The 24061-nt window shown below is 61.8% G+C and carries 25 protein-coding genes; 20 read left to right on the top strand and 5 right to left on the bottom strand.

Annotated elements, in window-relative coordinates; genetic code table 11:
* Positions 1-9 precede the first annotated feature (9 nt).
* From rplO to ACODSZ_RS21450, 15 genes are all read left to right on the top strand, one after another.
* Positions 10-444, top strand: a complete 435-nt coding sequence (gene rplO / locus ACODSZ_RS21520) for a 50S ribosomal protein L15 (protein ID WP_008334147.1) — start codon at positions 10-12, stop codon at positions 442-444.
* A gap of 19 nt (positions 445-463) precedes the next feature.
* Positions 464-1795, top strand: coding sequence for a preprotein translocase subunit SecY (secY, locus tag ACODSZ_RS21515; protein WP_034351560.1), 1332 nt, complete (start codon positions 464-466; stop codon positions 1793-1795).
* Positions 1796-1828: 33 nt separating this feature from the next.
* Positions 1829-2047 (top strand): translation initiation factor IF-1, encoded by a 219-nt coding sequence (gene infA, locus ACODSZ_RS21510; RefSeq protein ID WP_005663428.1) that lies wholly within the window; start codon positions 1829-1831, stop codon positions 2045-2047.
* A gap of 30 nt (positions 2048-2077) precedes the next feature.
* Positions 2078-2191: a 50S ribosomal protein L36 gene (gene rpmJ, locus ACODSZ_RS21505; protein WP_006464913.1), complete on the top strand. Its 114-nt coding sequence runs from the start codon at positions 2078-2080 to the stop codon at positions 2189-2191.
* A gap of 28 nt (positions 2192-2219) precedes the next feature.
* On the top strand, positions 2220-2585 hold the full coding sequence (gene rpsM / locus ACODSZ_RS21500; RefSeq protein ID WP_006464912.1) for a 30S ribosomal protein S13: 366 nt from the start codon (positions 2220-2222) through the stop codon (positions 2583-2585).
* A 42-nt stretch (positions 2586-2627) separates the two neighbouring features.
* Positions 2628-3032: a 30S ribosomal protein S11 gene (gene rpsK, locus ACODSZ_RS21495; protein WP_006464911.1), complete on the top strand. Its 405-nt coding sequence runs from the start codon at positions 2628-2630 to the stop codon at positions 3030-3032.
* A 162-nt stretch (positions 3033-3194) separates the two neighbouring features.
* Complete coding sequence (rpsD, locus tag ACODSZ_RS21490) at positions 3195-3818, top strand: 30S ribosomal protein S4 (protein WP_008334157.1); 624 nt, start codon at positions 3195-3197, stop codon at positions 3816-3818.
* A 106-nt stretch (positions 3819-3924) separates the two neighbouring features.
* A complete protein-coding gene (locus tag ACODSZ_RS21485; RefSeq protein ID WP_006464909.1) occupies positions 3925-4902 on the top strand; it encodes a DNA-directed RNA polymerase subunit alpha in 978 nt (325 codons plus the stop codon).
* Between the two features lie 187 nt (positions 4903-5089).
* A complete protein-coding gene (gene rplQ / locus ACODSZ_RS21480) occupies positions 5090-5485 on the top strand; it encodes a 50S ribosomal protein L17 (RefSeq protein WP_008334167.1) in 396 nt (131 codons plus the stop codon).
* Between the two features lie 150 nt (positions 5486-5635).
* Positions 5636-5983, top strand: coding sequence for a divalent-cation tolerance protein CutA (cutA, locus tag ACODSZ_RS21475; RefSeq protein ID WP_488928511.1), 348 nt, complete (start codon positions 5636-5638; stop codon positions 5981-5983).
* A gap of 34 nt (positions 5984-6017) precedes the next feature.
* Positions 6018-7808 carry a protein-disulfide reductase DsbD gene (dsbD, locus tag ACODSZ_RS21470; protein WP_488928510.1) on the top strand — a complete coding sequence of 597 codons (1791 nt, stop codon included), beginning with the start codon at positions 6018-6020 and terminating at the stop codon, positions 7806-7808.
* A 111-nt stretch (positions 7809-7919) separates the two neighbouring features.
* Positions 7920-8558, top strand: a complete 639-nt coding sequence (locus ACODSZ_RS21465) for a peroxiredoxin (RefSeq protein WP_008334172.1) — start codon at positions 7920-7922, stop codon at positions 8556-8558.
* 909 nt (positions 8559-9467) lie between these two features.
* Complete coding sequence (locus tag ACODSZ_RS21460) at positions 9468-10052, top strand: DUF4150 domain-containing protein (RefSeq protein ID WP_488928509.1); 585 nt, start codon at positions 9468-9470, stop codon at positions 10050-10052.
* An 18-nt stretch (positions 10053-10070) separates the two neighbouring features.
* Positions 10071-10577 carry a hypothetical protein gene (locus ACODSZ_RS21455; RefSeq protein WP_488928508.1) on the top strand — a complete coding sequence of 169 codons (507 nt, stop codon included), beginning with the start codon at positions 10071-10073 and terminating at the stop codon, positions 10575-10577.
* A 6-nt stretch (positions 10578-10583) separates the two neighbouring features.
* The gene (locus ACODSZ_RS21450; RefSeq protein ID WP_488928507.1) at positions 10584-11564 is read left to right on the top strand and encodes a type VI immunity family protein; all 981 of its coding nucleotides are present in this window, start codon (positions 10584-10586) and stop codon (positions 11562-11564) included.
* Positions 11565-11574: 10 nt separating this feature from the next.
* Here the strand turns inward: ACODSZ_RS21450 and ACODSZ_RS21445 are convergent, their stop codons facing one another.
* A complete protein-coding gene (locus ACODSZ_RS21445) occupies positions 11575-12519 on the bottom strand; it encodes a LysR substrate-binding domain-containing protein (RefSeq protein ID WP_488928506.1) in 945 nt (314 codons plus the stop codon).
* 218 nt (positions 12520-12737) lie between these two features.
* On the opposite strand from ACODSZ_RS21445, the gene ACODSZ_RS21440 reads away from it, so the two are divergent.
* From ACODSZ_RS21440 to ACODSZ_RS21430, 3 genes are all read left to right on the top strand, one after another.
* Positions 12738-13877, top strand: a complete 1140-nt coding sequence (locus tag ACODSZ_RS21440; protein WP_488928505.1) for an iron-containing alcohol dehydrogenase — start codon at positions 12738-12740, stop codon at positions 13875-13877.
* Positions 13878-14017: 140 nt separating this feature from the next.
* The gene (locus ACODSZ_RS21435; protein ID WP_008334183.1) at positions 14018-15607 is read left to right on the top strand and encodes an aldehyde dehydrogenase (NADP(+)); all 1590 of its coding nucleotides are present in this window, start codon (positions 14018-14020) and stop codon (positions 15605-15607) included.
* 119 nt (positions 15608-15726) lie between these two features.
* Positions 15727-16938 carry an ABC transporter substrate-binding protein gene (locus ACODSZ_RS21430; RefSeq protein WP_175344718.1) on the top strand — a complete coding sequence of 404 codons (1212 nt, stop codon included), beginning with the start codon at positions 15727-15729 and terminating at the stop codon, positions 16936-16938.
* A gap of 148 nt (positions 16939-17086) precedes the next feature.
* On the opposite strand, the gene ACODSZ_RS21425 is transcribed toward ACODSZ_RS21430, so the two are convergent.
* The 4 genes from ACODSZ_RS21425 to yihA all read right to left on the bottom strand — a co-directional run bounded on the left by ACODSZ_RS21425 (position 17087) and on the right by yihA (position 20706).
* Positions 17087-17548, bottom strand: a complete 462-nt coding sequence (locus tag ACODSZ_RS21425) for a carboxymuconolactone decarboxylase family protein (RefSeq protein WP_008334185.1) — start codon at positions 17546-17548, stop codon at positions 17087-17089.
* Positions 17549-17671: 123 nt separating this feature from the next.
* Positions 17672-18634: an RNA polymerase sigma factor SigJ gene (sigJ, locus tag ACODSZ_RS21420; protein WP_488928504.1), complete on the bottom strand. Its 963-nt coding sequence runs from the start codon at positions 18632-18634 to the stop codon at positions 17672-17674.
* A 26-nt stretch (positions 18635-18660) separates the two neighbouring features.
* Complete coding sequence (gene hemB / locus ACODSZ_RS21415; protein WP_175344720.1) at positions 18661-19680, bottom strand: porphobilinogen synthase; 1020 nt, start codon at positions 19678-19680, stop codon at positions 18661-18663.
* Positions 19681-19971: 291 nt separating this feature from the next.
* The gene (gene yihA / locus ACODSZ_RS21410; protein WP_175344721.1) at positions 19972-20706 is read right to left on the bottom strand and encodes a ribosome biogenesis GTP-binding protein YihA/YsxC; all 735 of its coding nucleotides are present in this window, start codon (positions 20704-20706) and stop codon (positions 19972-19974) included.
* Positions 20707-20910: 204 nt separating this feature from the next.
* On the opposite strand from yihA, the gene ACODSZ_RS21405 reads away from it, so the two are divergent.
* The gene (locus ACODSZ_RS21405; protein WP_008334189.1) at positions 20911-21573 is read left to right on the top strand and encodes a c-type cytochrome; all 663 of its coding nucleotides are present in this window, start codon (positions 20911-20913) and stop codon (positions 21571-21573) included.
* A gap of 283 nt (positions 21574-21856) precedes the next feature.
* A complete protein-coding gene (locus ACODSZ_RS21400; protein WP_488928503.1) occupies positions 21857-24022 on the top strand; it encodes a cytochrome c biogenesis protein ResB in 2166 nt (721 codons plus the stop codon).
* Positions 24023-24061: the final 39 nt, after the last annotated feature.

The following is a 24061-nucleotide window of genomic DNA, read 5'->3' as shown; positions in this document are numbered from 1 at the left end:
GAGCGAATCATGCAATTAAACACTATCCAACCCGCAGACGGCGCCAAGCACGCTAAGCGTCGCGTCGGTCGTGGTATCGGCTCTGGCCTGGGCAAGACCGCTGGTCGCGGCCACAAGGGTCAGAAGTCGCGTTCGGGCGGTTTCCACAAGGTCGGCTTTGAAGGCGGCCAGATGCCCCTGCAACGTCGTCTGCCCAAGCGCGGTTTCAAGTCGCTGGCTACGCCTTACAAGGCTGAAGTGCGCCTGTCCGACCTGGAAAAGCTGCCCGTCGCCGAGATCGACGTGCTGGCACTGAAGCAAGCCGGCCTCGTGTCGGAACTGGCTCGTGTCGTGCGTATCATCAAGGCTGGCGAACTGACCAAGAAGGTAACCGTCAAGGGTCTGATCGCAACCGCTGGTGCCAAGGCCGCTATTGAAGCTGCCGGTGGTTCCATCGCTGAGTGATCCGGTCCCGGAGCATTAATTGGCAACTACTCCTCAATTAGCAAAAGGCGCCGCAAAAGGATTCCCCTGGGGTCGTTTGTGGTTCCTGCTGGGGGCGTTGATCGTTTATCGCATCGGTGCACATATCCCGGTTCCGGGTATTGATCCGACGCAGTTGGCGCAGCTGTTCAAGCAGAATCAGGGCGGCATTCTGGGCATGTTCAACATGTTCTCCGGTGGTGCCCTGTCGCGCTTTACGATCTTCGCACTGGGGATCATGCCGTATATCTCGGCATCGATCATCATGCAGCTGCTGTCGGTGGTTTCGCCGCAGCTGGAAGCATTGAAGAAAGAGGGTGAAGCCGGTCGTCGCAAGATCACGCAGTACACCCGTTACGGCACCCTGGTGCTGGCGACCTTCCAGGCGCTGGGCATTGCGGTGGCGCTGGAATCGCAAGCCGGCCTGGTGCTGGATCCGGGTCTGGCCTTCCGTCTGACCACGGTGGTGACCTTGATTACCGGTACGATGTTCCTGATGTGGCTGGGTGAACAGATCACTGAGCGTGGTCTGGGCAATGGCATCTCGATCATCATCTTCGCCGGTATTGCGGCGGGTCTGCCGAATGCTCTGGGTGGCCTGTTCGAGCTGGTTCGTACCGGTTCGATGAATGCCCTCTCGGCAATCCTGATCTGTGCGATCGTGGCGCTGGTAACGTTCCTGGTGGTCTTCATCGAACGTGGTCAGCGCAAGATCCTGGTGAATTATGCGAAGCGTCAGGTCGGCAACAAGATCTACGGTGGCCAGAGCAGCCACTTGCCGCTGAAGCTGAACATGGCTGGTGTGATTCCGCCGATCTTTGCATCGTCGATCATTCTGTTCCCGGCCACGATCACCAGCTGGTTCACCTCCGGTGATACGTCGAACCCCTTCATTCGTTTCCTGAAGGATCTGGCGGCATCGATGGCACCAGGCGAACCGATCCATGCGTTGCTGTATGCGGTAGCTATCGTCTTCTTCTGCTTCTTCTACACCGCACTGGTGTTCAACAGCAAGGAAACGGCAGACAACCTGAAGAAGAGTGGTGCGTTTGTTCCGGGTATCCGTCCGGGTGACCAGACCGCGCGTTATATCGACAAGATCTTGATGCGCCTGACCCTGGCCGGCGCCGTGTACATCACCCTGGTGTGCCTGCTGCCAGAGTTCCTGATCGCACGCTGGAAGGTTCCGTTCTACTTCGGTGGCACATCGCTGCTGATCATTGTGGTCGTGACGATGGATTTCATGGCCCAAGTGCAGAACTATGTGATGTCTCAGCAGTATGAATCGTTGCTCCGCAAAGCTAATTTCAAGGGTGGCATGACACCGCGATAAGCGGGCTCATGCTCCAGAGGAAGAAGACACGGAATGGCAAAAGACGACGTTATTCAGATGCAGGGCGAGATTCTTGAAAATCTGCCCAACGCGACATTCAGGGTTAAGTTGGAAAACGGTCACGTTGTACTCGGCCATATTTCCGGCAAGATGCGCATGAATTACATCCGTATCTTGCCCGGCGATAAGGTAACGGTGGAACTGACGCCTTACGATTTGAGCCGGGCACGTATCGTGTTCCGAACCAAGTAACAGTGAAACATTGAAAGAAAGAGGGCCACAATGAAAGTGCTCGCATCAGTCAAGCGGATCTGCCGCAACTGCAAAATCATCAAGCGCAATGGCGTCGTTCGCGTGATCTGCACCGAACCCCGCCATAAGCAGCGCCAGGGTTAACTTAACGTTATTGATCGAGGAATAACGAATGGCACGTATTGCAGGGGTCAACATCCCCAACCATCAGCACACCGTGATCGGCCTGACCGCCATCTATGGTATTGGCCGTCCGCGCGCACAAGACATTTGCGCTGCTACCGGCGTTCCGACCAACAAGAAGGTCAAGGACCTGGACGATAACGAGCTGGAAAAGCTGCGTGACGAAATCGCCAAGTTCGTCGTGGAAGGCGATCTGCGCCGTGAGTTGTCCATGAACATCAAGCGTTTGATGGACCTGGGTTGCTACCGCGGCCTGCGTCACCGTCGTGGTCTGCCGGTCCGTGGTCAACGCACCCGCACCAACGCCCGTACTCGCAAGGGTCCGCGCAAGGCCGCTCAATCGCTGAAGAAATAATCCCGGCAGGCGCAAGCACTGGTCGGATTCAAGGAAGAAATTATGGCAAAGTCCCCCAACAACGCAGCAGCATCGCGTGTTCGCAAGAAAGTCAAGAAGAACGTTGCTGAAGGCATCGCGCACGTTCACGCTTCGTTCAACAACACCATCATCACGATCACCGACCGTCAGGGCAACGCTCTGTCGTGGGCAACTTCGGGTGGTGCTGGCTTCAAGGGTTCGCGCAAGTCGACTCCGTTCGCAGCCCAGGTCGCCGCTGAAAGCGCCGGCAAGGTTGCCATCGAATGCGGCATCAAGAACCTGGAAGTGCGTATCAAGGGCCCCGGCCCGGGCCGTGAATCCGCAGTGCGCGCTCTGAACAACCTGGGCATCAAGATCACCCAGATCCAGGACGTGACCCCGGTCCCGCACAACGGCTGCCGTCCGCCGAAGCGCCGTCGCATCTAAGTTGTAGTATAATCTTGCGCTTTCGCCTGTCAGTCAGGCAAAAGCGCAGGCAAATCACCCGCCAATCACCTTGGCGGGTTTTGTTCTTAAGACCACTGTCTGGCCGCATGCAGGTCAGACTAGCGTCCGGCAACATGGGACGTCATTGATAAAGGAAATACCGTGGCACGTTATATCGGACCGAAAGCAAAACTCTCCCGCCGCGAAGGCACCGACCTGTTCCTGAAGAGCGCACGCCGCTCGCTGGATTCCAAGTGCAAGCTGGATTCCAAGCCGGGTCAACACGGCCGCACCTCGGGCGCCCGCACCTCCGACTACGGCAACCAGCTGCGTGAAAAGCAGAAGGTCAAGCGCATGTACGGCGTCCTCGAGCGTCAGTTCCGCCGCTACTTCGCTGAAGCCGACCGCCGCAAGGGCAACACCGGCGAAACCCTGCTGAAGCTGCTGGAATCCCGTCTGGACAACGTCGTCTACCGCATGGGCTTCGGCTCGACCCGCGCTGAAGCGCGTCAGCTGGTGTCCCACAAGGCCCTGACCGTGAACGGTCAAGTCGTCAACATCGCTTCGTACTCCGTCAAGGCTGGCGACGTCATCGCCATCCGTGAAAAGGCCAAGAAGCAAGTGCGTATCGCCGAAGCCCTGTCGCTGGCCGAATCGAACGGTTTCCCGCAGTGGGTTTCCGTGGATTCGAAGAAGCTGGAAGGCACCTTCAAGTCCTCGCCGGACCGTAGCGAAATCGCTGCCGACGTCAACGAATCGCTGATCGTCGAACTGTACTCGCGTTAATTCGTAGTACCGCCGTACCCCTGTGCCCACCTCATGGTGGGCATTTTTCCGAACTGCCATCAGCCTTATCGGTGTAACGAGCCGAGGGTATTGAAAAGGACAATTCATGCAAAACAGTTTGTTGAAGCCCCGCATCATCGAAGTGGAAACCCTGGCCCCCGGTCACGCAAAGGTCGTGATGGAGCCGTTCGAGCGTGGTTACGGTCACACCCTGGGCAACGCGCTGCGTCGCGTGCTGCTGTCGACCATGAGCGGTTACGCTCCCACCGAAGTGACCATCGCTGGTGTGGTGCACGAATATTCGTCGCTGGACGGCGTGCAGGAAGACGTGGTCGACATTCTGCTGAACCTGAAGGGCGTGGTCTTCAAGCTGCACAACCGTGACGAAGTCACCCTGACCCTGAAGAAGGAAGGCGAAGGCGCCGTCCTGGCTTCCGATATCGATCTGCCGCACGACGTCGAACTGATCAACCCGGATCACGTCATCGCCAACCTGACCGGTGGCGGCAAGCTGGACATGCAGATCAAGGTCGAAAAGGGCCGTGGCTACGTGCCGGGCAACGTGCGTCGCCTGTCCGAAGACACCAACAAGACCATCGGCCGCATCATCCTGGATGCGTCGTTCTCGCCGGTGCGTCGTGTGTCCTACGCGGTCGAATCGGCGCGTGTGGAACAGCGTACCGACCTGGACAAGCTGGTCATGAACATCGAGACCAACGGCGTCATCACCCCGGAAGAAGCGATCCGCCAATCGGCGCGCGTGCTGGTTGATCAGCTGAACGTGTTCGCCGCCCTGGAAGGCACCGAAGCGACTGCAGAAGCACCGTCGCGCGCACCGCAGGTCGATCCTATCCTGCTGCGTCCGGTCGACGACCTGGAACTGACCGTCCGTTCGGCAAACTGCCTGAAGGCCGAGAACATCTACTACATCGGCGACCTGATCCAGCGCAGCGAGAACGAACTGCTGAAGACCCCGAATCTGGGTCGCAAGTCGCTGAACGAAATCAAGGAAGTCCTGGCTTCGCGTGGCCTGACCCTGGGCATGAAGCTGGAAAACTGGCCGCCGGCTGGTCTGGAAAAGTAATTCACGTCACCTGGCGGGCTGCGGTGCAAGCCGCACCGCCAGGCTGATTTGAGGCTGTACCTGAAGTAGTCGTCATCTCCGTAACAAAGAACTTTTATCCGATATTTACCGGTCCGCGGTCCGGACAGCCCAGCTGGCCTGCCGATAGAAGAACTGGATCAAAACTGTAACCTGAAAGGAAATTACCATGCGTCACCGTCACGGTCTCCGCAAACTGAATCGTACTTCGTCCCACCGTCTGGCCATGCTGCGCAACATGACTGTTTCGCTGCTGCGTCATGAAGCCATCAAGACCACCCTGCCGAAGGCCAAGGAACTGCGCCGCGTCGTCGAGCCGATCCTGACCCTGGGCAAGACCGACACCCTGGCCAACAAGCGCCTGGCCTTCAACCGCCTGCGCGACCGCGAAATCGTCGGCAAGCTGTTCTCCGAACTGGGCCCGCGCTACGCTGCCCGTAACGGCGGCTACCTGCGCATCCTGAAGATGGGCTTCCGCCAAGGCGACAACGCACCGATGGCCTTCGTTGAGCTGGTCGATCGTCCGGAAGTCACCGACGCTGCTGACGCGCCGACCGCTGAATAATTCACCGGACGTTGCATCACCAGGAAAAAGCCAGGCTCTGCCTGGCTTTTTTGTTTTGCGCGCCTGCATTTTCTTTCATCCGCTTGCTGAGCGCCGTCACGCCCGGGCTCTGGATGTGGTTGAATACGGTCTCTGCTAGGAGAGCTTTCCATGTCCGCATCCCTGCTGAATCAACCACTGCTGGTACTGGCCAATGTGCCCGACCAGGCCCTGGCCGAACGCATTGCCGATGCGCTGGTAGAACACGGCCTGGCCGCTTGCGTCAATGTGCTGGCGCCGGTACGGTCGGTCTATCGCTGGCAGGGCAAGGTTGAGCGCGATACCGAGATCCCCTTGCTGATCAAGACGACCCAGGCGCGCTATCAAGAGCTGGAGCAGGCTATCGTCCGGGCCCACCCCTACGACGTGCCGGAGATCATTGCCTTTCCTATCGCCGCGGGCCTGCCGGCCTACCTGGCGTGGATGCAGGATGAGACCGCACGGCCCCTGCGCGTGTAAGCACAGATCACCCCCTTTCGAACGAGGACTACCGTTGAATCGCATCAACCGGCGCGAGCGCCTGACAAGATTTCCCCTGCTGGTCGTGCTGGCGCTCGTGGCGCTGCTCGGCCTGCTGGTGGCCAAGGCCGCCAGGGCGGCGGATGATTACCTGCCGCCCGAACAAGCCTTCCAGCTCAGCGGCCGCATGATCGATGCCCAGACCCTGGAGCTGAGTTATCGCATCGCCGATGGCTACTACATGTACCGGGATCGTTTTCACTTCAGCGCGGAGGGCGCCACGCTGGGGGAACCCCGGTTTCCGGAGGGTAAACGCAAGTATGACGAAAACTTCCAGAAGGAAGTCGAAACCTACCACCAGGCGGTGACCGTACGTATTCCGGTCAGCGGTGCAGTGAAGGATTTTGTCATTTCGGCCGTGTCGCAAGGTTGTGCCGACAAGGGCTTGTGTTATCCACCGATGACCTTGAAGCTGTCCCTGTCGCCCCAGGCCATCGGCCAGAGCGTGAGTCCGGTCGGTACGGGCGCTGAAGCGGCCGGCTCCGGTGGCAGTGATGTTGACCGCATCACCGCCGTGCTCAGGGCAGGCAAGCTGTGGCCTGTCCTCACGCTATTCTTCTTGTTGGGCATCGGCTTGTCCTTTACGCCCTGCGTGTTGCCGATGCTGCCGATCCTGTCGTCCATCATCGTTGGGCAGCAGTCGACGACGGGGGGCAGCCGGGGCCGCAGCTTCCTGCTTTCGGTGGATTACTCGCTCGGCATGGCGCTGGTCTATACCGCCTTGGGCGTAGCGGCCGGGATGCTGGGAGAAGGCCTGTCCGCCTACCTGCAGAATCCCTGGGTACTGGGTGCCTTCGCACTCCTGATGGCCGGACTGGCCTTGTCAATGTTCGATCTCTACACGCTGCAGGTACCCGCTTCGCTGCAATCCAGATTATCCACAGCCTCTGGCGGTGGCAGTGGCAAATGGCTGGGCGTATTCCTGATGGGCGCGATCTCGGCATTGATCGTCGGCCCGTGCGTAGCTGCCCCGCTGGCCGGTGCGCTGCTCTATATCAGCCAGACCGGCAATGTCGTGCTGGGCGGTAGCGCCCTGTTTGCGATGGCGGCGGGCATGAGCGTGCCGCTGCTGCTGATCGGCGCCTCGGCCGGCACACTGCTGCCGCGTGCCGGGGCCTGGATGGATGCGGTCAAGCGCTTCTTTGGCGTGTTGATGCTGGGCACGGCGCTGTGGATGGTGTCGCCGGTCATCCCGGCCTGGCTGCAGGTGGCAGGCTGGGCCGCGCTGGGCATCGGCTATGGCGCCTTCCTGCTGTGGACGCGTCCGGCCGGATGGATGTCCCGTGCGCTCGGGCTGGCGGTGGTCACCCTGGGCTTGTTGCAGCTGGTCAGTGTCGCCACGGGTGGGCGCGATCCACTGACACCGCTATCGCATCTGCGTGGACAGTCGGTCGCCGCAGGGGCTACCGACTTCGTGCGCATCCGTTCCGGTGCCGAGCTCGATGCCGCGCTACAGCAAAATGCTGCCGGTGAGCGTCGTCCCGTCATGCTGGATTTCTATGCCGATTGGTGCGTGTCCTGCAAGGAAATGGAACGCTTCACCTTCAGCGATGCCCGCGTGAAGGAACGTTTTGGCCAGATGCTGCTGCTGCAGATCGACGTGACCGCCAACAATGCCGATGACCGCGCCATGTTGAAACGTTTCGATCTGTTCGGCCCGCCTGGCATCATGTTCTTCGATGCCGATGGCCGGGAACTGGCGCAGCGTCGTGTGATCGGTTATCAGGATGCAGACAAGTTCATTTCGACCCTGCAGAACCTGTAATTGCTCATTGCATCACGTTATTTGAAAACCACTTTATAGTCGTTGGCCTCGGGCTGGCCTCGCGTTATAGTCAACCTTCCCGTTTTCACTCGTTCAACCAAGGAGACCATCATGACGCTGCGCCTGGGCGATACCGCACCGGATTTCGAGCAAGAATCCTCGATCGGCAAGATCAAATTCCACGACTGGGCGGGAGACTCCTGGGTCGTGCTGTTCTCGCACCCGGCCGACTTCACGCCGGTCTGTACCACCGAGCTGGGGCTGACAGCCAAGCTCAAGCCCGAATTCGACAAGCGCAACGTCAAGGCCATCGCCCTGTCGGTGGATGGTGCCGAGGCCCACAACCAGTGGATCAAGGACATCGAGGAAACCCAGCAGACCGTGGTCGGCTTCCCCATCGTGGCCGACGTGGACAAGAAGGTGGCGGGTCTGTACGACATGATCCACCCCAACCAGTCCGAAACTGCGACCGTGCGGTCGCTCTTCATCATCGACCCGAAGAAGAAGGTGCGCCTCATCATCACCTACCCGATGAGCACCGGCCGCAACTTCGACGAAGTGCTGCGCGTCATCGATGCCCTGCAACTGACCGACGGTTATACCGTGGCCACCCCGGGCAACTGGAAGGATGGCGACGACGTCATCATCCCGTTGTCGATCAAGGATGAGGAAGTCATCAAGCAGAAGTATCCCAAGGGCTACAAGTCGCCGCGTCCGTACCTGCGCATTACGCCGCAGCCGAACAAGTAAGCCTGTTCCGCTGTACGGCCCGAAAGCGCTTCTGAGGGAGCGCTTTACGATGAGGCATGACAACCCCGTGTTTGCGAACACGGGGTTTTTTATGCGCAGAGGAATCGTACGTAGCTGGCCGAAGGTGCAATAGCCAAGCGTTCTGGCGAAGACTTGATAGAACGATTTCTAGGAGGTTTTTCGAGGGCCGTGGACCTTTTCACCGCTTCGGCTCCGCCTGCTGTCCTGAGCCTTATCGAGCGCAAACGATCTTGATAACGTATTCCGTTTCGCCAATTTGGAGACGGTATGGGAAGCAGGTCCATTTGCTGTGCAGTCGACACGACTGCAAACGCTGACGCGGGAGTCGGCGCTGGCAAAAACGATGGCGCTCGCAGCCAATGCTGAACGTCAAGCAAGCTGCAGCCCTCCCTGATTTGGTGGCGACGACCGCTGAGAAACTGACTGACCGCCATACGGATCAGTTGGCCTTCGGATGGCGTCGTCGGCCTGATCGCCTGGCCAACCCGGAGTTGGACTTCGCCGATCTTGTTGCTTACGACGACCGCATGCAGGCGTCATTGACCGCGCTGGTTCACCTGGGAGAGCCCGCACGGCAACACTTGCGCAAGCTCCTTGGCGAACCGGTGCGCAGCGCCGAGCTGTTCGCGGTGACTTGCTATGCACTGGCCACGCTGGATGCGGAGCTCTTCGACGCTGTCAGCGCACTGAGCACTGCGATCCCTGACTTGATGCCCGCGAGGGTGGCTGCGTTGCAGTGGGCACCGGACTCTGCGCTGCTGACATCGGCCATCGACTGCCTGTCCATGGCGCAGCAACTCAAACTGGTTGGTCTGCACAACCGCCAATGGCCCGACCTGGAGGAACGGGTACTGGCTTGTCTGCGGAGAACCTTCCGGAGATTCGCGCATGGCGATCACCATCAACGTCAACGGTCTGAGCCTGTGCCATCACGTCAGTGGCGGGGTCAGCCACAACACGCTGCCCAATGTGTGCAAGACGCCCGACAAGGGCATCCCGCTGCCCTACCAGAACGAGGCCTACTCGCGCGACCTCATCAAGGGGACCGTCAGCGTGTTCGCCGACGGCGGCAACAGCATTGCCAAGGATGGTAGCCAATTCGCCAGGAGTGTGTTCGACGAAGCCGGGTCGATGGGGGGCGTGGTCTCCGGCACCCATTCGGCTGAGACCGACTGGATCAGCCACTCCTTCGACGTATTCTTCGAGGGCAAGCCCGCCTGTCGGCTCACCGACAAGCTGTTCATGAACCACCGCAACACGGTGAACATGGCCGGGCTGAAGCAGCGTGATCTGCCCAAGCCGGATCAGGACTTTTTCGACGAGATTTGCGAGCTGGCCTGCGAATGCTGGAATACCCACAAAAAAGACGGGCCGCAGCCGCGGCCAAAGGGGCATACGTTCCAGGAATGGATGCGCAAGAAAATCGATGACAAGTACTACGGCGGGCCGGCCAACGCCCGCAACGGTCGTTAACCCAATCCCGATGCCCGCATGTGGCGTGAAGTGTCCTTCGACCGAGGCAACAACTGGGAGATGATCGGCAGCAAGTCCAACCCGGGCCTGCCCAGCTCGCAATACCCGTGGGCCGATTCACGCCGTCTGGACGTCGCCCGTATCGGACCGGATGGCAAGGTGATCAAAATCTTCGATGTGAAGTTTGGGAAGGATCCGCTCACAGACGATGCAGCCAAGGACTACCGCAAGATTGCCGAAAGACACACGGGTAGCAAAAAGAATTTCGAGAAGTTCGAAGTCAGTAAACGCTGTAACTGCGACGACGAGCCTCCCTCGCAACATCCGGCACCGGTCACGGCGGCTGAGCCCAAGAAGAGCCTCATCGACCATTTCGGCGACGCGATCCACTCGAGCACCGGTGTGCAGTTGACAGGAGGGCTATTGGTGCTCGCGCTGATCATTCTGAAGCTACGCGGATCTTCCCGCCTCGCAATGCCATCCCCATCCCTTGACCGCATTCCGCACTATCAACCAGGAGAATAACTTCCTATGGACATCAACCAAGCCGTCGCTGAACTTGTAAAGCGCGAAGGCGGTATCTGCATTTTTGACAAGATTGCATTCCCTCTGCCCTACAACACCGATGCCGTCGCCTGCAAATTCGGTCTGGGGGCCGAGCTTTATATGGTGCCGACGGATCAGCCCGTGCTACGCCAGCGTGCTCTGGAATTCTTGGTGGATTATTGGAAGACTTTTCCGGACAAGGTAAACCGCTTTTTGGCCCGAGACACGAGACGGGCAGTCAAGTTCTCTGGCGACCCTCGCGGCCGTATTCAATCCGATATTGACCTTCCACCGCTAAATGGTTACGGCGCGGCGCTCATGGGCATGGTGGACATTGGCATGAAGATTGACCATGTTGATCCGTACCGCGCCGACGTATTGGTCTCCCGCGCAGAAGAACACGAGCTTTCCTGCGTAACCGCTCATTTCCAAATCTGTAACGGGCAGGGCGAGCCAAACTTCGAGGTGCTGCTGGCTGCCACATTGCGCTGGTGCGCTATTTGCCAGCCGGTACACGGTAGTGCAGGGTGTGCCTTCATATTCGAGAACGACCAAAAGAGTGAGTACACCCAACAACTGTTCAAACGCTTTCCGGGGTTCGATTTCCAGGATGCGGGGGCGTTCTCCTTCCAGGCCCGAGCCATTCACAACCGCATCAAATGCGTGAACTGGCTGACCGTACTGTGTGATGTGCTGGTTGAAGAATTGGGAGGACGCGACAAGATGCGAGCGGCGCTGGAGCCGGTGTGCGAGGTGCACGACTACCCCGGCGGAGTGGTGATCCAGGCCGGAGCCTTTCCGCAGATCGGCGACACCTGGCGTGATGAGGTTCCGGAAGCCTACAGGTTGGTGGCCCGCTATACCAAAGCGATCCGGTTCGAGACATATCGCAGCGGTCTGTTCCGCGTCCCGCAGGGTCTGGACGACAATGAAGAAACCCTCGCATGGATTCGGCGCTTCGATTGACTCGGCCGAGTCAGCCCGGCGCCGCCACCCCGCGCGCAAATCCATCCACGAACAACCGCGCCACCGGCGACAGGAGCGTACCGCGCCGTGTCACCAGTTGATAGGGCTCGCTGCGCGTATGCAGCTTCAGCGGCAGGATGCGCGTCATGCCGAAGCGCGTGCAGAACTGCGCCACATCCACCGACAGCAGCGCCACGAAGTGCGGATTCTTCTGCAGCAGCGACAAGGTCGTGAAGGCCGAGGTGGTTTCCATCAGGTGCAGCGGGAAGCGCAGGTCGGCATCATGGAATTCGCGCTCCAGCGTCAGGCGCATGGGCATGTTGGCCGAATAGACCACCCAGCGCGAATCGGCCAGGTCGGCCAGTTGCAGGCTCTGTGCCCCGGCCAGCGGATGTTGCACGCTGGCTACCACAGCCAGCTCTTCGTCATGGATGTTGAAGGCGTCATACAGGTCCGGGCGCTGGCTGATGCTGGTGCGGCAGATCGCCAGGTCCAGCCGCCCCTGGTCCAGCAGGCGCAGTAGCCGCGCACTGGTGTCTTCGACAATTTCCACCGACAGCGTCGGATGCGCCTCCAGCAATCGCGTGAGCGCATCGGTCAAGAGCGGCACCGCGCCCATGATGGTGCCCACGGCCAGCCGTCCACCGTGGCCTTGCATGATGGATAACATTTCTTCACGCAGGTGAGTCAGGTCGGTCTGGATCAGCCGCGCATAGCGGATCACGCAATGGCCCAGCTCGGTGGCCTCCAGTCCGCGATTGGTGCGGGTGAACAATTGCGCACCGAGCGTGCTCTCGATTTCCTGCAAGGCCTTGCTGGCGCCCGGCTGGGTCAGCGCTACCTGCTCGGCCGCCTTGAGCAGGGAACCATGGTCGGACAGCGCGATGAGCAGCCGCAACTGGCGCAGGTGCAGGCGCGAGGTGATGGAGGCCAGCGAGGGCAAGGCGGTGTGCATGGAAATCATCCTCAAAGAAGCCACTAGAACATGGGTTCTAGTATGAGCGTTGGTTATACCCATATCAACAGCTCTCATTAGCCAAGCAGCCCCTGATGGCTTAGAGTCTGACTTTCCAAAGCGGGTCCCCTATTGGGAAACGCTGGCTCCTGCAGGGTTTCTGAGCAAGCCCGCCGATGGCGGACCCGGTGGAGACATCTATAAATCAAGGCTATGTAATGGCACTCATCAACTACATTACCCAGGTGCAGTTCGACTATGGCGCGCTGGCGCTGCTGCAGCAGGAATGCGACCGCCTGGGTATCAAGAAGCCGCTGGTGGTGACCGACATGGGCATCCGCAACGCCGGCCTGCTGGACAAGGTCCTGGGCCAGCTCAAGGAAGGTGCCAGCGCAGTGGTCTATGACCAGACACCGCCCAACCCCAACGAAGGCGCAGTGCGCGCGGCGGTGATGCTGTTCCGCCAACAGGGTTGTGACGGCATCGTGGCCGTCGGCGGCGGTTCCTCCATCGACCTGGCCAAAGGCGTGGCCGTCTGCGGCACCCACGAAGGCCCGCTGAAATCCTTTGCCCTCATCGAAGGTGGCCTGGCCAACATTACGGCCAAGACCGCCCCGGTGATCGCCATTCCGACCACCGCCGGCACCGGCAGCGAAGTCGGCCGGGGCGCCATCCTGATCCTCGACGATGGCCGCAAGGTCGGCATCATCTCACCGCACCTGGTCCCCAAGCTGGCCCTCTGCGACCCCGAACTGACCCTGGGCCTTCCGCCGCTGATGACGGCCGCCACCGGCATGGATGCCATCGCGCACTGCCTGGAGACCTTCATGGCCCCGGCCTTCAACCCGCCTGCCGACGGCATCGCCCTGGACGGCCTGTGGCGCGCCTGGGCGCACATCGAGCGCGCTACCCGTGAACCGGGTGACCGCCAAGCGCGGCTGAACATGATGAGCGCCTCCATGCAGGGCGCCATGGCCTTCCAGAAGGGATTGGGTTGCGTACACAGCCTGTCGCACTCGCTGGGCGGCATCAATCCCAAGCTGCACCACGGCACCCTGAACGCGATCTTTCTGCCGGCCATCATTGCCTTCAATGAAAGCGCGCCCAGCATGGTCAAGGACAACAAGATGGCCCGCATGGCCCACGCCATGGGCCTGGCCAGCGGTGCCGAGATCGGTCCGGCGATCCGCGACATGAGCCGTCGCCTGGGTTTGCCGGCCGGCCTGGGCGAGCTGGGCGTGAGCCAATCGCAGTTCCCGCAGATCATCCAGGGCGCGCTGGCCGACCATAGCCACAAGACCAATCCGCGTGAGGCCTCGGAACAGGATTACCTGAACATGCTGCAGCAATCCATGTGATGGCCGACAATCGACAGCGCGGGCAGGCCATGAGCGGCCTGCCTCGCACCTTCCCCTCAGCTGCTCCCGCCTCGCGCGGGCGCAGCTTTCTTGCCTGACCCGACCCCGGGCGGCATCAACGACACCAGCAGGAGCACAACGTGAGTGACAAGATCCTAGGACACAACTACATCGGCGGCCAGCGCAGCGGCCAGGGCGACGTCGCCCTGCACAGCGTGGACGCGACCACCGGCGCGCTCTTCGAGACGCCCTTCCTGACCGCCACCGAGCAGGAAGTCGCCGCCGCCGTGGATGCGGCCGAGAAGGCCTATCCGCTGTACCGCGCCATTGCCGCCGAACAGCGCGCGCTGTTCCTGGAAGCCATCGCCGACGAGATCGACGCCCTGGGCGAGGACTTCCTCGCCTGCGTGGCCCGCGAAACCGCCTTGCCGGCCACCCCGCGCCTGGCCGGTGAGCGCGCCCGCACCAGCGGCCAGATGCGCCTGTTCGCCAAGGTCCTGCGCCGTGGCGACTTCTACGGTGCCCGCATCGATACCGCCCTGCCGCAACGCCAGCCGCTGCCGCGTCCGGACATCCGCCAGTACAAGATCGGCGTGGGCCCGGTGGCCGTGTTCGGTGCCAGCAACTTCCCGCTGGCGTTCTCGGTGGCCGGTGGTGATACCGCTGCCGCCCTGGCGGCCGGCTGCCCGGTGGTGTTCAAGGCCCACAGCGGCCACCTGGTCACCTCCGAACTGGTGGCCAATGCCATCGAGCGCGCCGTCAAGAAGACCGGCATGCCGGCCGGCACCTTCAACATGATCTACGGTGATCGCGTCGGTGCCCAGCTGGTCAAGAGCGCCGGCATCCAGGCCGTGGGCTTTACCGGCTCGCTGCGCGGTGGCCGCGCCCTGTGCGACATGGCCGCAGCGCGTCCGCAGCCGATCCCGGTGTTTGCCGAGATGTCCAGCATCAACCCCATCATCCTGATGTCCGAAGCCCTGAAGGTGCGCGGTGACGCCATCGCCAAGGACCTGGCCGGCTCCGTCACGGTCGGCGTGGGCCAGCTGTGCACCAGCCCGGGCCTGCTCCTGGGTGTGCGGTCGCCGGAACTGACTGCCTTCATCGAGAAGCTGTCGGCAGCCTTCGGCGGCAGCAATCCGGCCACCATGCTCAACAGCGGCGGCCTGACCCACTACAACGGCGGCGTCGCTCGCCTGACCCAGCTGCCGGGCGTGAAGGTCATCGCCACCGGCGGCACCAGCTACACCCAGGCCGTGCCACACCTGTTCAAGGCCGATGCCGCGCTGCTGTTCTCCAAGGAAGCGCCGCTGGAAGAAGAAGTCTTCGGCCCCTCCACCGTGATCGTCGAGCTGGAAAGCCGTGAGCAACTGCTGGACTTCGCCGCCAAGATGAACGGCCAGCTGACCGCCACCCTGCAAGCCGAAATCGGCGACCTGCAAGGCAACCAGGACCTCATTGCCATCCTCGAACAGAAGGCAGGCCGCCTGCTCTTGAACGGCTTCCCGACCGGTGTCGAGGTGTGCGATGCGATGGTGCACGGCGGCCCGTATCCGGCCACGTCCGACGCCCGTGGCACTTCGGTGGGCACGCTGGCCATCGAGCGCTTCCTGCGCCCGGTGTGCTACCAGAACTACCCGGACGCGATGCTGCCGGCCGCACTGCAAAACGCCAACCCGCTGGGCCTGATGCGCCTGGTCGATGGCGAACAGACGCGCGCTACCGTCGGCTGATTGTCCGTACGCAAGACCGGACCGGCAAGGGACTGCCGGTCCCGCAAGACCTTCCCCGCACTCGATTGCGGGGTCGCAACAAGAACGACATTCCAAGACCCCTAGAGGAGGAGACCCCCATGACCGCATTCATCCGGCGCGCCGCGCTGTCGGCCGCCTGTGCCCTGCTGGGCGCAGCCACCCTGCCATCCGCTCACGCGGCGGGCGATACCATCAAGATCGGCTTCATCACCGACATGTCTGGCACCTATGCTGACTTCGACGGCCAGGGCGGTGTCGAAGCCATCCGCATGGCCATTGCCGATGCCGGCGGCACCATCAACGGCAAGAAAGTGGAACTGGTCTTTGCCGACCACCAGAACAAGGCCGACATCGCCGCCAACAAGGCCCGCGAATGGTTTGACCGCGACGGCGTGGACATGCTGGTGGGCGGGGTGAATTCGGCGGCCAGCCTGGCCATGGGCAAGGTGGCGGCCGAAAAGAAGAAGATCTTCCTCTCCGTCGGAGCCGGCACCACGCGCCAGACCAACGAGGAATGCAATGCCTACACCATCCAGTACGCTTACGACACCACGGCTCTGGCGCGAGGCACGGGCGCGGCCATCACGCGCCAGGGCGGCAAGTCCTGGTATTTCCTGACGGCGGACTATGCCTTTGGCACCTCGCTGGAAAAGGACACCAGCGACGTCGTCAAGAGCAATGGCGGTAACGTCGTGGGCGCGACGCGGGTGCCGCTGGCGACCTCGGATTTCTCGTCCTTCCTGTTGCAGGCGCAGTCGTCCAAGGCCCAGATCCTGGGCCTGGCCGTGGCCGGTGGTGACGTCATCAATGCCATCAAGGCCGCCAATGAATTCGGCGTGAACAAGACCATGAAGCTGGCCGGGCTGCTGATCTTCATCAACGATACCCATTCGCTGGGCCTGCAACTGACCCAAGGGATGTACCTGACCGATGGCTGGTACTGGGACCTGAACGACCGGAGCCGCGCCTGGGCCAATCGTTATTTCCTGAAGATGAAGAAGATGCCCTCCATGTTCCAGGCCGGCGACGCTTCGGCCGTGGGCCAGTACCTGAAGGCGGTCAAGGCCGTGGGCAGTACCGATGCCGATCAGGTCATGGATTACCTGCGCAAGCATCGTATCGATGATTTCTTCACCAGCAATGGCGTGGTGCGTCCGGACGGCCGCATGGTGCACGACATGTACCTGATGGAAGTGAAGAAACCTTCCGAATCCAAGCGTCCCTGGGACTACTACAAGCTGGTGCAGACCATCCCCGGCGAGCAAGCCTACATGACCAAGGCCGAATCCAAATGTGCACTGTGGAAGTGAGCGCACCGACGTAATCAAATCAAGCCGGGTGGCGCGCGTGATGCCGCCGCCCGCCAGTTTTTGAGCAAGAAGTCTGATGTGGATCGGACCATGTTCAACGCATCCCGGGTGACCGGGGTGCGTTTTTTTTCGCCTGGGCGCCGATGGCTCAGGTGCGACGCGCCACTTGCGGGCGCATGGCCACACCCAGGCGATTCCAGGCGTTGATGATGGCGACCGCGAAGGTCAGGTTGGCGATCTCGGTATCGCTGAAATGCTCTTGCAGTTGGGCGAAGGCGGCATCTTCCTTGTCGGCGTCCTGCTGGTGCAGGTGGGTGAAGCGCTCGGCCCAGTTCAGCGCGGCGCGCTCGGCGTCGGTGAAGAAGGGGATTTCGCGCCAGGCCGCCAGGGTGTTGAGGCGCTGCTGGTCTTCGCCTTTCTGCAGCAGGTCATGGGAGTGCATGTCCACGCAGAAGGCGCAGCCGTTCAGTTGCGATACGCGCAGGAATATCAGTTCCAGCAGCTTGGGATCGACACCGCTCTGGTGGACCACCTCGCTGGCCTTGAGCAGGCCATTGAAGGCGGGTGCGGCGAGCTTGGCATGGGGCAGACGTTGCTTGAAGTCGGACATGAGGATTCTCCATCGGGGAAAAGGTGACAACGACGCCAATCGCCGCTGTTCCCCTTCTAGACGGAGTGGGCTCGCCCCTTGTGACAGATTCGATCAAAAATAAATGAAGAAATCTGAAAAATCTCAGGGCGGCGTGTTCTGCTGGACGATGGCGGCCAGCTTGTCGGGGTTGCGCACCACATAGATGGCGTGGATGCGCAGGCCATCCGATTCCAGCACCTGGGCCGATTCCAGCGCGCCATCGACGTAGCGCAGCAAGCCCGGGCTGCCGTTGATCCAGGCCGCGCGATAGACGATGCGCCGGGCGAAGCGCCGCACGTTGGCGTAGTAGAGCCAGGAGATGCGCTCGCCACCGGCCAGCGGGTGCGGGAACGAGGCCACCTTGCCGCCACCGTCGCCGATCAGGCGCGCATCCTCGGCCAGCAGGCCCAGCATGGCCTCGCGCTGGCCGCTTTGCACGGCCTGCATGAATTTCTCCAGCAGCAGGGCGTGGGTTTCGCGCGTGACGGGGCTGGAAGCGGCGCGTACTGAGGTGCGGGTGATGCCATCGGCCTCCTGTCGCGCCAGCCGCTCGCGGGCGCGATGCACCAGCTGGCGGCAATTGGCTTCGGACTTCTGGAGGATGGCGGCGATGTCGGGGTAGTCGTTGTCAAATACTTCACGTAGCAGGAAAGCCGCGCGTTCCTCGGGCTTGAGGCGCTCCAGCAGCAGCAGGTAGGCGAAGGAAACGTCACTTTGCTGTTCCAGCAGGGCTTCCGGCGAGGGGGCCAGGCGGGCCGCGCCGAACAGGTCGATCTCCGGCGTCGGGTCGGCCAGGCCCACCAGCGGCTCCGGCAGCCAGTGGCCGACGTAGTGCTGGCGCTCCTGCTGCAGCTGGCGCAGGCGGTCGATGCACAGGCGCGTGACCACCGTGACCAGCCAGGCTTCGGCCGAGTTCAGGACCGACTTGTCCTGGGCATGCCAGCGCAGCCAGGCGTCCTGCAGGACGTCGTCGGCCTCGCTGCGCGAGGCCAGCATGCGGTAGGCCACGCCGAACAGGCGTGGCCGCAGCTGTGTGAACAGGGCGAGTACGGGATCGTCGGTCATCGGCCGGGCCTGGGGTGGCAGAGGGATCAGCCCTGCTTGAGCTTGCGCGCGATGTCCAGCGCGAAGTAGGTCAGCACGCCATCGGCGCCAGCACGCTTGAAGGCCATCATGGCTTCCATCATGGTCTTGTCGTGGTCCAGCCAGCCATTCTGGGCGGCGGCCTTGATCATGGCGTATTCGCCGCTGACCTGGTAGGCGAAGGTGGGCACGCGGAATTCATCCTTCACGCGGCGCACGATGTCCAGGTAGGGCATGCCGGGCTTGACCATGACCATGTCGGCGCCTTCCTGCAGGTCCAGCGCCACTTCGCGCAGGGCTTCGTCGCTGTTGGCCGGATCCATCTGGTAGGTGGATTTGCTGCCCTTGCCCAGGTTGGCGGCCGAGCCGACGGCGTCGCGGAAGGGGCCGTAGAAGGCCGAGGCGTACTTGGCCGAGTAGGCCATGATGCGGGTGTAGATGTGGCCTTGGGCTTCCAGCATGGCGCGGATGGCGGCGATGCGGCCGTCCATCATGTCCGAGGGGGCCACCACGTCCACGCCGGCATCGGCCTGGGTTTGCGCCTGCTTGACCAGCAGCGCGATGGTTTCATCGTTGAGGATGTAGCCGGTCTCGTCGAGCACACCGTCCTGGCCGTGGCTGGTGTAGGGGTCCAGCGCTACGTCGCACAGCACGCCCAGTTCGGGGAAGCGCTCCTTGAGCGCGCGCACCACGCGCGGCACCAGGCCGTCGGGGTTGGTGGCTTCGATGCCGTCAGGCGTCTTCAGGGCCGGATCGATCACCGGGAACAAGGCCAGCACCGGCACGCCCAGCTTGACGCATTCCTCGGCCACCGGCAGCAGCGCATCCAGCGACAGGCGCTCCACGCCCGGCAGCGAGGCCACGGGCGTGCGCAGGTTCTGGCCTTCCTGCACAAAGACCGGATAGATCAGGTCGGCGCTGGTGATGACGTTTTCGGCCATCAGGGCGCGCGAGAAGGCGTCGCGGCGCATGCGACGCATGCGCAGGGCAGGGTAGCCGGCGTTGGAACTGAAATCGGTCAAGGACATAGGTCAGCTTTCAAAAATTAGATGTTATTTGAGGCGATCTTGGAATTATTTCGAGACAAATATCGCTATCTTCGGAGATTTGATTCCTTTGATTGCAAATCCGCCCAAATTTCCGCGACTTACATTATCTTGGCTGCAGGTGATTTTTTCACCTCCCGCTTCCCCTTCCCTCCCTGAGCGGGGCTGATCGCGCAAGCGAAAAGCGTTCTTCCCCGGAGAATTTCCCTGTTCTCCGGGGTTTTTTTATTCATGCGTTGTACTCCGTTTGCAGGGATTCTGCCTTGTCGGCGATCAGGCTTGCGGGGTTTCGGGCTGGGTCCCGCCTTTTCCTTCACCTTGGGCCTGGTCCACCGGTGTGGCGGCGTCGTTGAGACCGGCCAGTTCAAGGATCTTGTCGTTGGCTTCTTCGAGACCGATGCGCTTCAAGGCCGAGAACAACTGGGCCGTGAAGGGGAAGGGCTGTCCATGCTCATCCACATAGCTGCTCAGGTAGGTCTGGGCCTGGCGCAGGGCATTGGTGGATTCGTTGCGGTTGAGCTTGTCGGCCTTGCTCAGGATGCAATGGATGGGTTTGCCGGTGGGGGCGAACCACTCGATCATCTGGATATCCAGATCGGTGAAGGGGCGCCGCGAATCGACGATCATCACCAGTGCCGCCAGCTGTTCGCGCTGGCGCACGTAGTCACCCAACAAGGCTTGCCAGTGATGCTTGGCCGAGCCGGACACTTCTGCATAGCCGTAACCGGGCAAGTCCACCAGCATGGCGCGGATCTCGTCGGGGCGCGCCTCGTCATTGCGGTGCTGGCCCACATGGGCGCCGCCCAGCGAGAAATAGTTGATGTGCTGGGTACGTCCCGGCGTCTTGGAGGCAAAGGCCAGGCGCTTCTGGTTGCACAGCACGTTGATGGCGCTGGACTTGCCGGCGTTGGAACGGCCGGCGAAGGCGATTTCCGGCACACTGGTCTTGGGCAGGTCCCGCAGGTGATTGACGGTGGTGAAGAAACGGGCTTGCCAAAGTTGCGACATGGTGGGGGGAAATCCGAAAGAGGAGGGAAAAACGCGGAGAAGCTATTGTACAATGGCCCGAAACCCAACGCCTCGTTGACGCCAGGCAAGCAAAAAATATGGCGGCCGTTGGAGACAGGTCAAACAACAGGCATTTGGGCAGGGGGCAGCCAGCCGCCGAACGGGCAAAATCTCTCAATTCCACAATAAGTATTAGGGTGACGAATGAACCGTGCCTTTTCCCCACTGTTGTATACCGTTCTTGCTGCCGTGCTGGCAGTGTCCTCGGCGGCCCATGCGGCCGATGACAAGAAAGCCCCGATCAAGGCCGACCCGGCCAAGGGGGAAGCCCTCTACACCAATGGCGACAATGCCCGCAACATCGTGGCCTGCGTGTCCTGCCACGGCGCGGCCGGCAATTCGACCATCACCCAGAATCCCAAGCTGGCGGGCCAGCACGAGGCCTACATCGCCAAGCAGCTGCTGAACTTCCGCACGCCCGAGCGCAACAATCCCGTGATGTCACCGATGGCCAAGGCGCTCTCGGATGAAGACATCCACAACATCGCCGCCTACCTGGCGGCCCAGGCACCCAAGCCGGGCGCGGCCAAGAACAAGGACACCATCGACCTGGGCAAGCACATCTGGCGCGCCGGCATCGCCGCCAAGAACGTGCCGGCCTGTGCCGGCTGCCACAGCCCCAACGGCGCCGGCATCCCGGCCCAGTATCCGCGCCTGGCCGGCCAGCACCAGGACTACACGGTGGCCCAGCTGACCAACTTCCGGGGCGGTGCCCGGTCCAACAGCGTCCAGATGAACGCCATCGCCGATCGCCTGTCGGACAAGGAAATCAAGGCCGTGGCCGACTACATCGCCGGCCTGAAGTAATCAGGCACCGCCGCCAGACGGTGCGGGTCAGGAAAGGGGCGGCCGACGTGCCGCCTTTTTTCATGTGGATTGACGTACATCGTAGTGCCGGGGCGCCGTTGCACGGCATGATGGCCTTTGGCCGGACCAGATAAGCGTCCCGACATACCCGGGTTACGCAGGCGCGTATCACGGACTTTCTCCCGGAGCGGTAGAATTCCGGGTTCGCATCGCTTTGCCTGCTGGCAAGGAGATCCCCCCAAGGTAAGCGGAACCGGCAGGCCCGGTCCGGTAAGGCAGGAATATGACGACGGGCAGCAGTACCCAAGGAATCCAGATCAGGACCCGCCAGCGCTGGCTGGGCGAGGCCGTGGAACTGATCTCATCGATGCGCTTTGCGATCAGCCTGCTCACGCTCATTGCCATCGCCTCGGTGATCGGCACCGTGATGAAGCAGAACGAACCCATGCCCAACTACGTGAACCAGTTCGGCCCGTTCTGGTTCGAGATCTTCGGCAAGCTGGGTTTGTATGCGGTGTATTCGGCCTGGTGGTTCCTGCTGATCATGGGTTTCCTGGTGCTGTCGACCTCGCTTTGCATCGCCCGCAACGGCCCCAAGATGCTGCGCGACATCAAGAGCTGGCGCGACAACGTCCGCGAGCAGTCACTGCGCAATTTCCATCACAAGCATGAGTGGACCACGGCCGAAGCGCCGGCCGACGCCGCTGCCCGGCTACGGCGCCAGGTGGGCGCGCGCGGCTACAAGACCAGGCTGGCCGACAAGGAAGGCGGCATGCTGCTGGCGGCCAAGCAGGGGGCGGCCAACAAGTGGGGCTACATCTTCGCCCACGCCGCCATCGTCATCATCTGCCTGGGCGGCCTGCTCGATTCGGACTTGCCGATCCGCTTCCAGCAATGGTTCTACGGCAAATCGGCCTTTGCCGGCAATGGCATCATTTCCGAGATTCCCGAACGCTATCGCCTGGGCCTGAACAATCCGACTTTCCGTGGCAACACCTTGATTCCGGAAGGTTCCAGCAGCAGCACCGCCATCATCCCGCAGAAGGATGGCGTGATGATCCAGGACCTGCCCTTTACCATCCAGTTGAAGCGCTTCATCATCGACTTTTACTCGACCGGCATGCCCAAGCTCTTCGCCAGCGAAGTGGTGGTGCGCGACCACGAAACCGGCAAGGAGACCGCCGCCACCATCAAGGTCAACGAACCGCTGATCTATCACGGTGTGGCGATCTACCAGTCCAGCTTCGAGGACGGCGGCAGCAAGCTCAAGCTGGTTGCCTATCCGATGCGCGGCGGTAGCAACAGCCACTTCGACCTGTCCGGCGAAGTCAACGGCAGCACGCCGCTGCCGGCGGGCATGGGCGATTACACCATCGAATGGAGCGGTTTCCGTCCGTTCAACGTGGAGAACATGCAGGCGGCCGCTTCCGGCCAGACGTCGGGCCCGACTGCGGGCGATGCCCGTGCGGTCAATGTCGGCAAGAGCGTCAATGGCGGCTTCATCGCCGATCTCGACAAGCATCTCGGCTCCGGTGCCAAGAACGCCAACAGCAAGGACTTCAAGAATGTCGGTCCGAGCGTGCAATACAAGCTGCGCGACAAGACCGGGCAGGCGCGCGAATATTTCAACTACATGCAGTCGCTGCCCATTGATGGCGCCGACGTCTTCCTGGCCGGCATGCGCGAGCAGCCCGACCAGCCGTTCCGCTACCTGCGCATTCCCGCCGATGACAACGACAGCGTGGCCGAATGGATGCGCCTGCGCGCCGCCCTGGCCAATCCCTCCCTGCGCGAGGAAGCGGCGCGCCGCTACGCCCGCCAGGCCATCAGCAACGGACGCGACGCTTCACCCGTGCTGCGCGAGCAACTGGAGCAGTCGGCCCTGCGCGGCCTGAGCATCTTTGCCGGTGACGGCAAGGTCTCCGGCTACATCGCCGTGACGCGCTTCCTGGAGCAACTGCCCGCCGCCGAACAGGAAAAGGCCGCCGACATCTTCATGAAGATCCTCAACGGCAGCATGTGGGAGTTGTGGCAAGCCGCGCGCGCCCGGGATGGTCTGGGCCCGGTGAGCAGCGACGAGAAACATGGCCGCTATCTGCAACTGGCCATCAATGCCCTGGCCGATGCGGCCTTCTACCCGGCGCCGGTGTTCCTGCAACTGACCAGCTTCCAGGAGATCAAGGCCTCGGTGCTGCAGGTGACGCGCTCGCCCGGCAAGAAGGTGGTCTACCTCGGTTGCCTGTTCCTGGTGCTGGGCGTGTTCTCGATGCTGTACATTCGTGAACGACGCCTGTGGATCTGGATCAAGCCCGGCCCCGAGGGGCAGGGCAGCCAGGCGCTGCTGGCCATGAGCACGCAGCGCCGCACGCTGGACTTCGACAAGGAATTCGAACAGATGAAGGGTCGTCTGACCGGTGCGGGACCATCCGCCCCAGGTCCCTCGGCCTAGATCCCTCATGCCGCCGGGCTCCGGCGGGAACCCCCGGCG

The sequence above is a fragment of the Herbaspirillum sp. FG34 genome, assembly GCF_057809315.1.
This window is presented reverse-complemented; position numbering and strand designations above follow the sequence as displayed.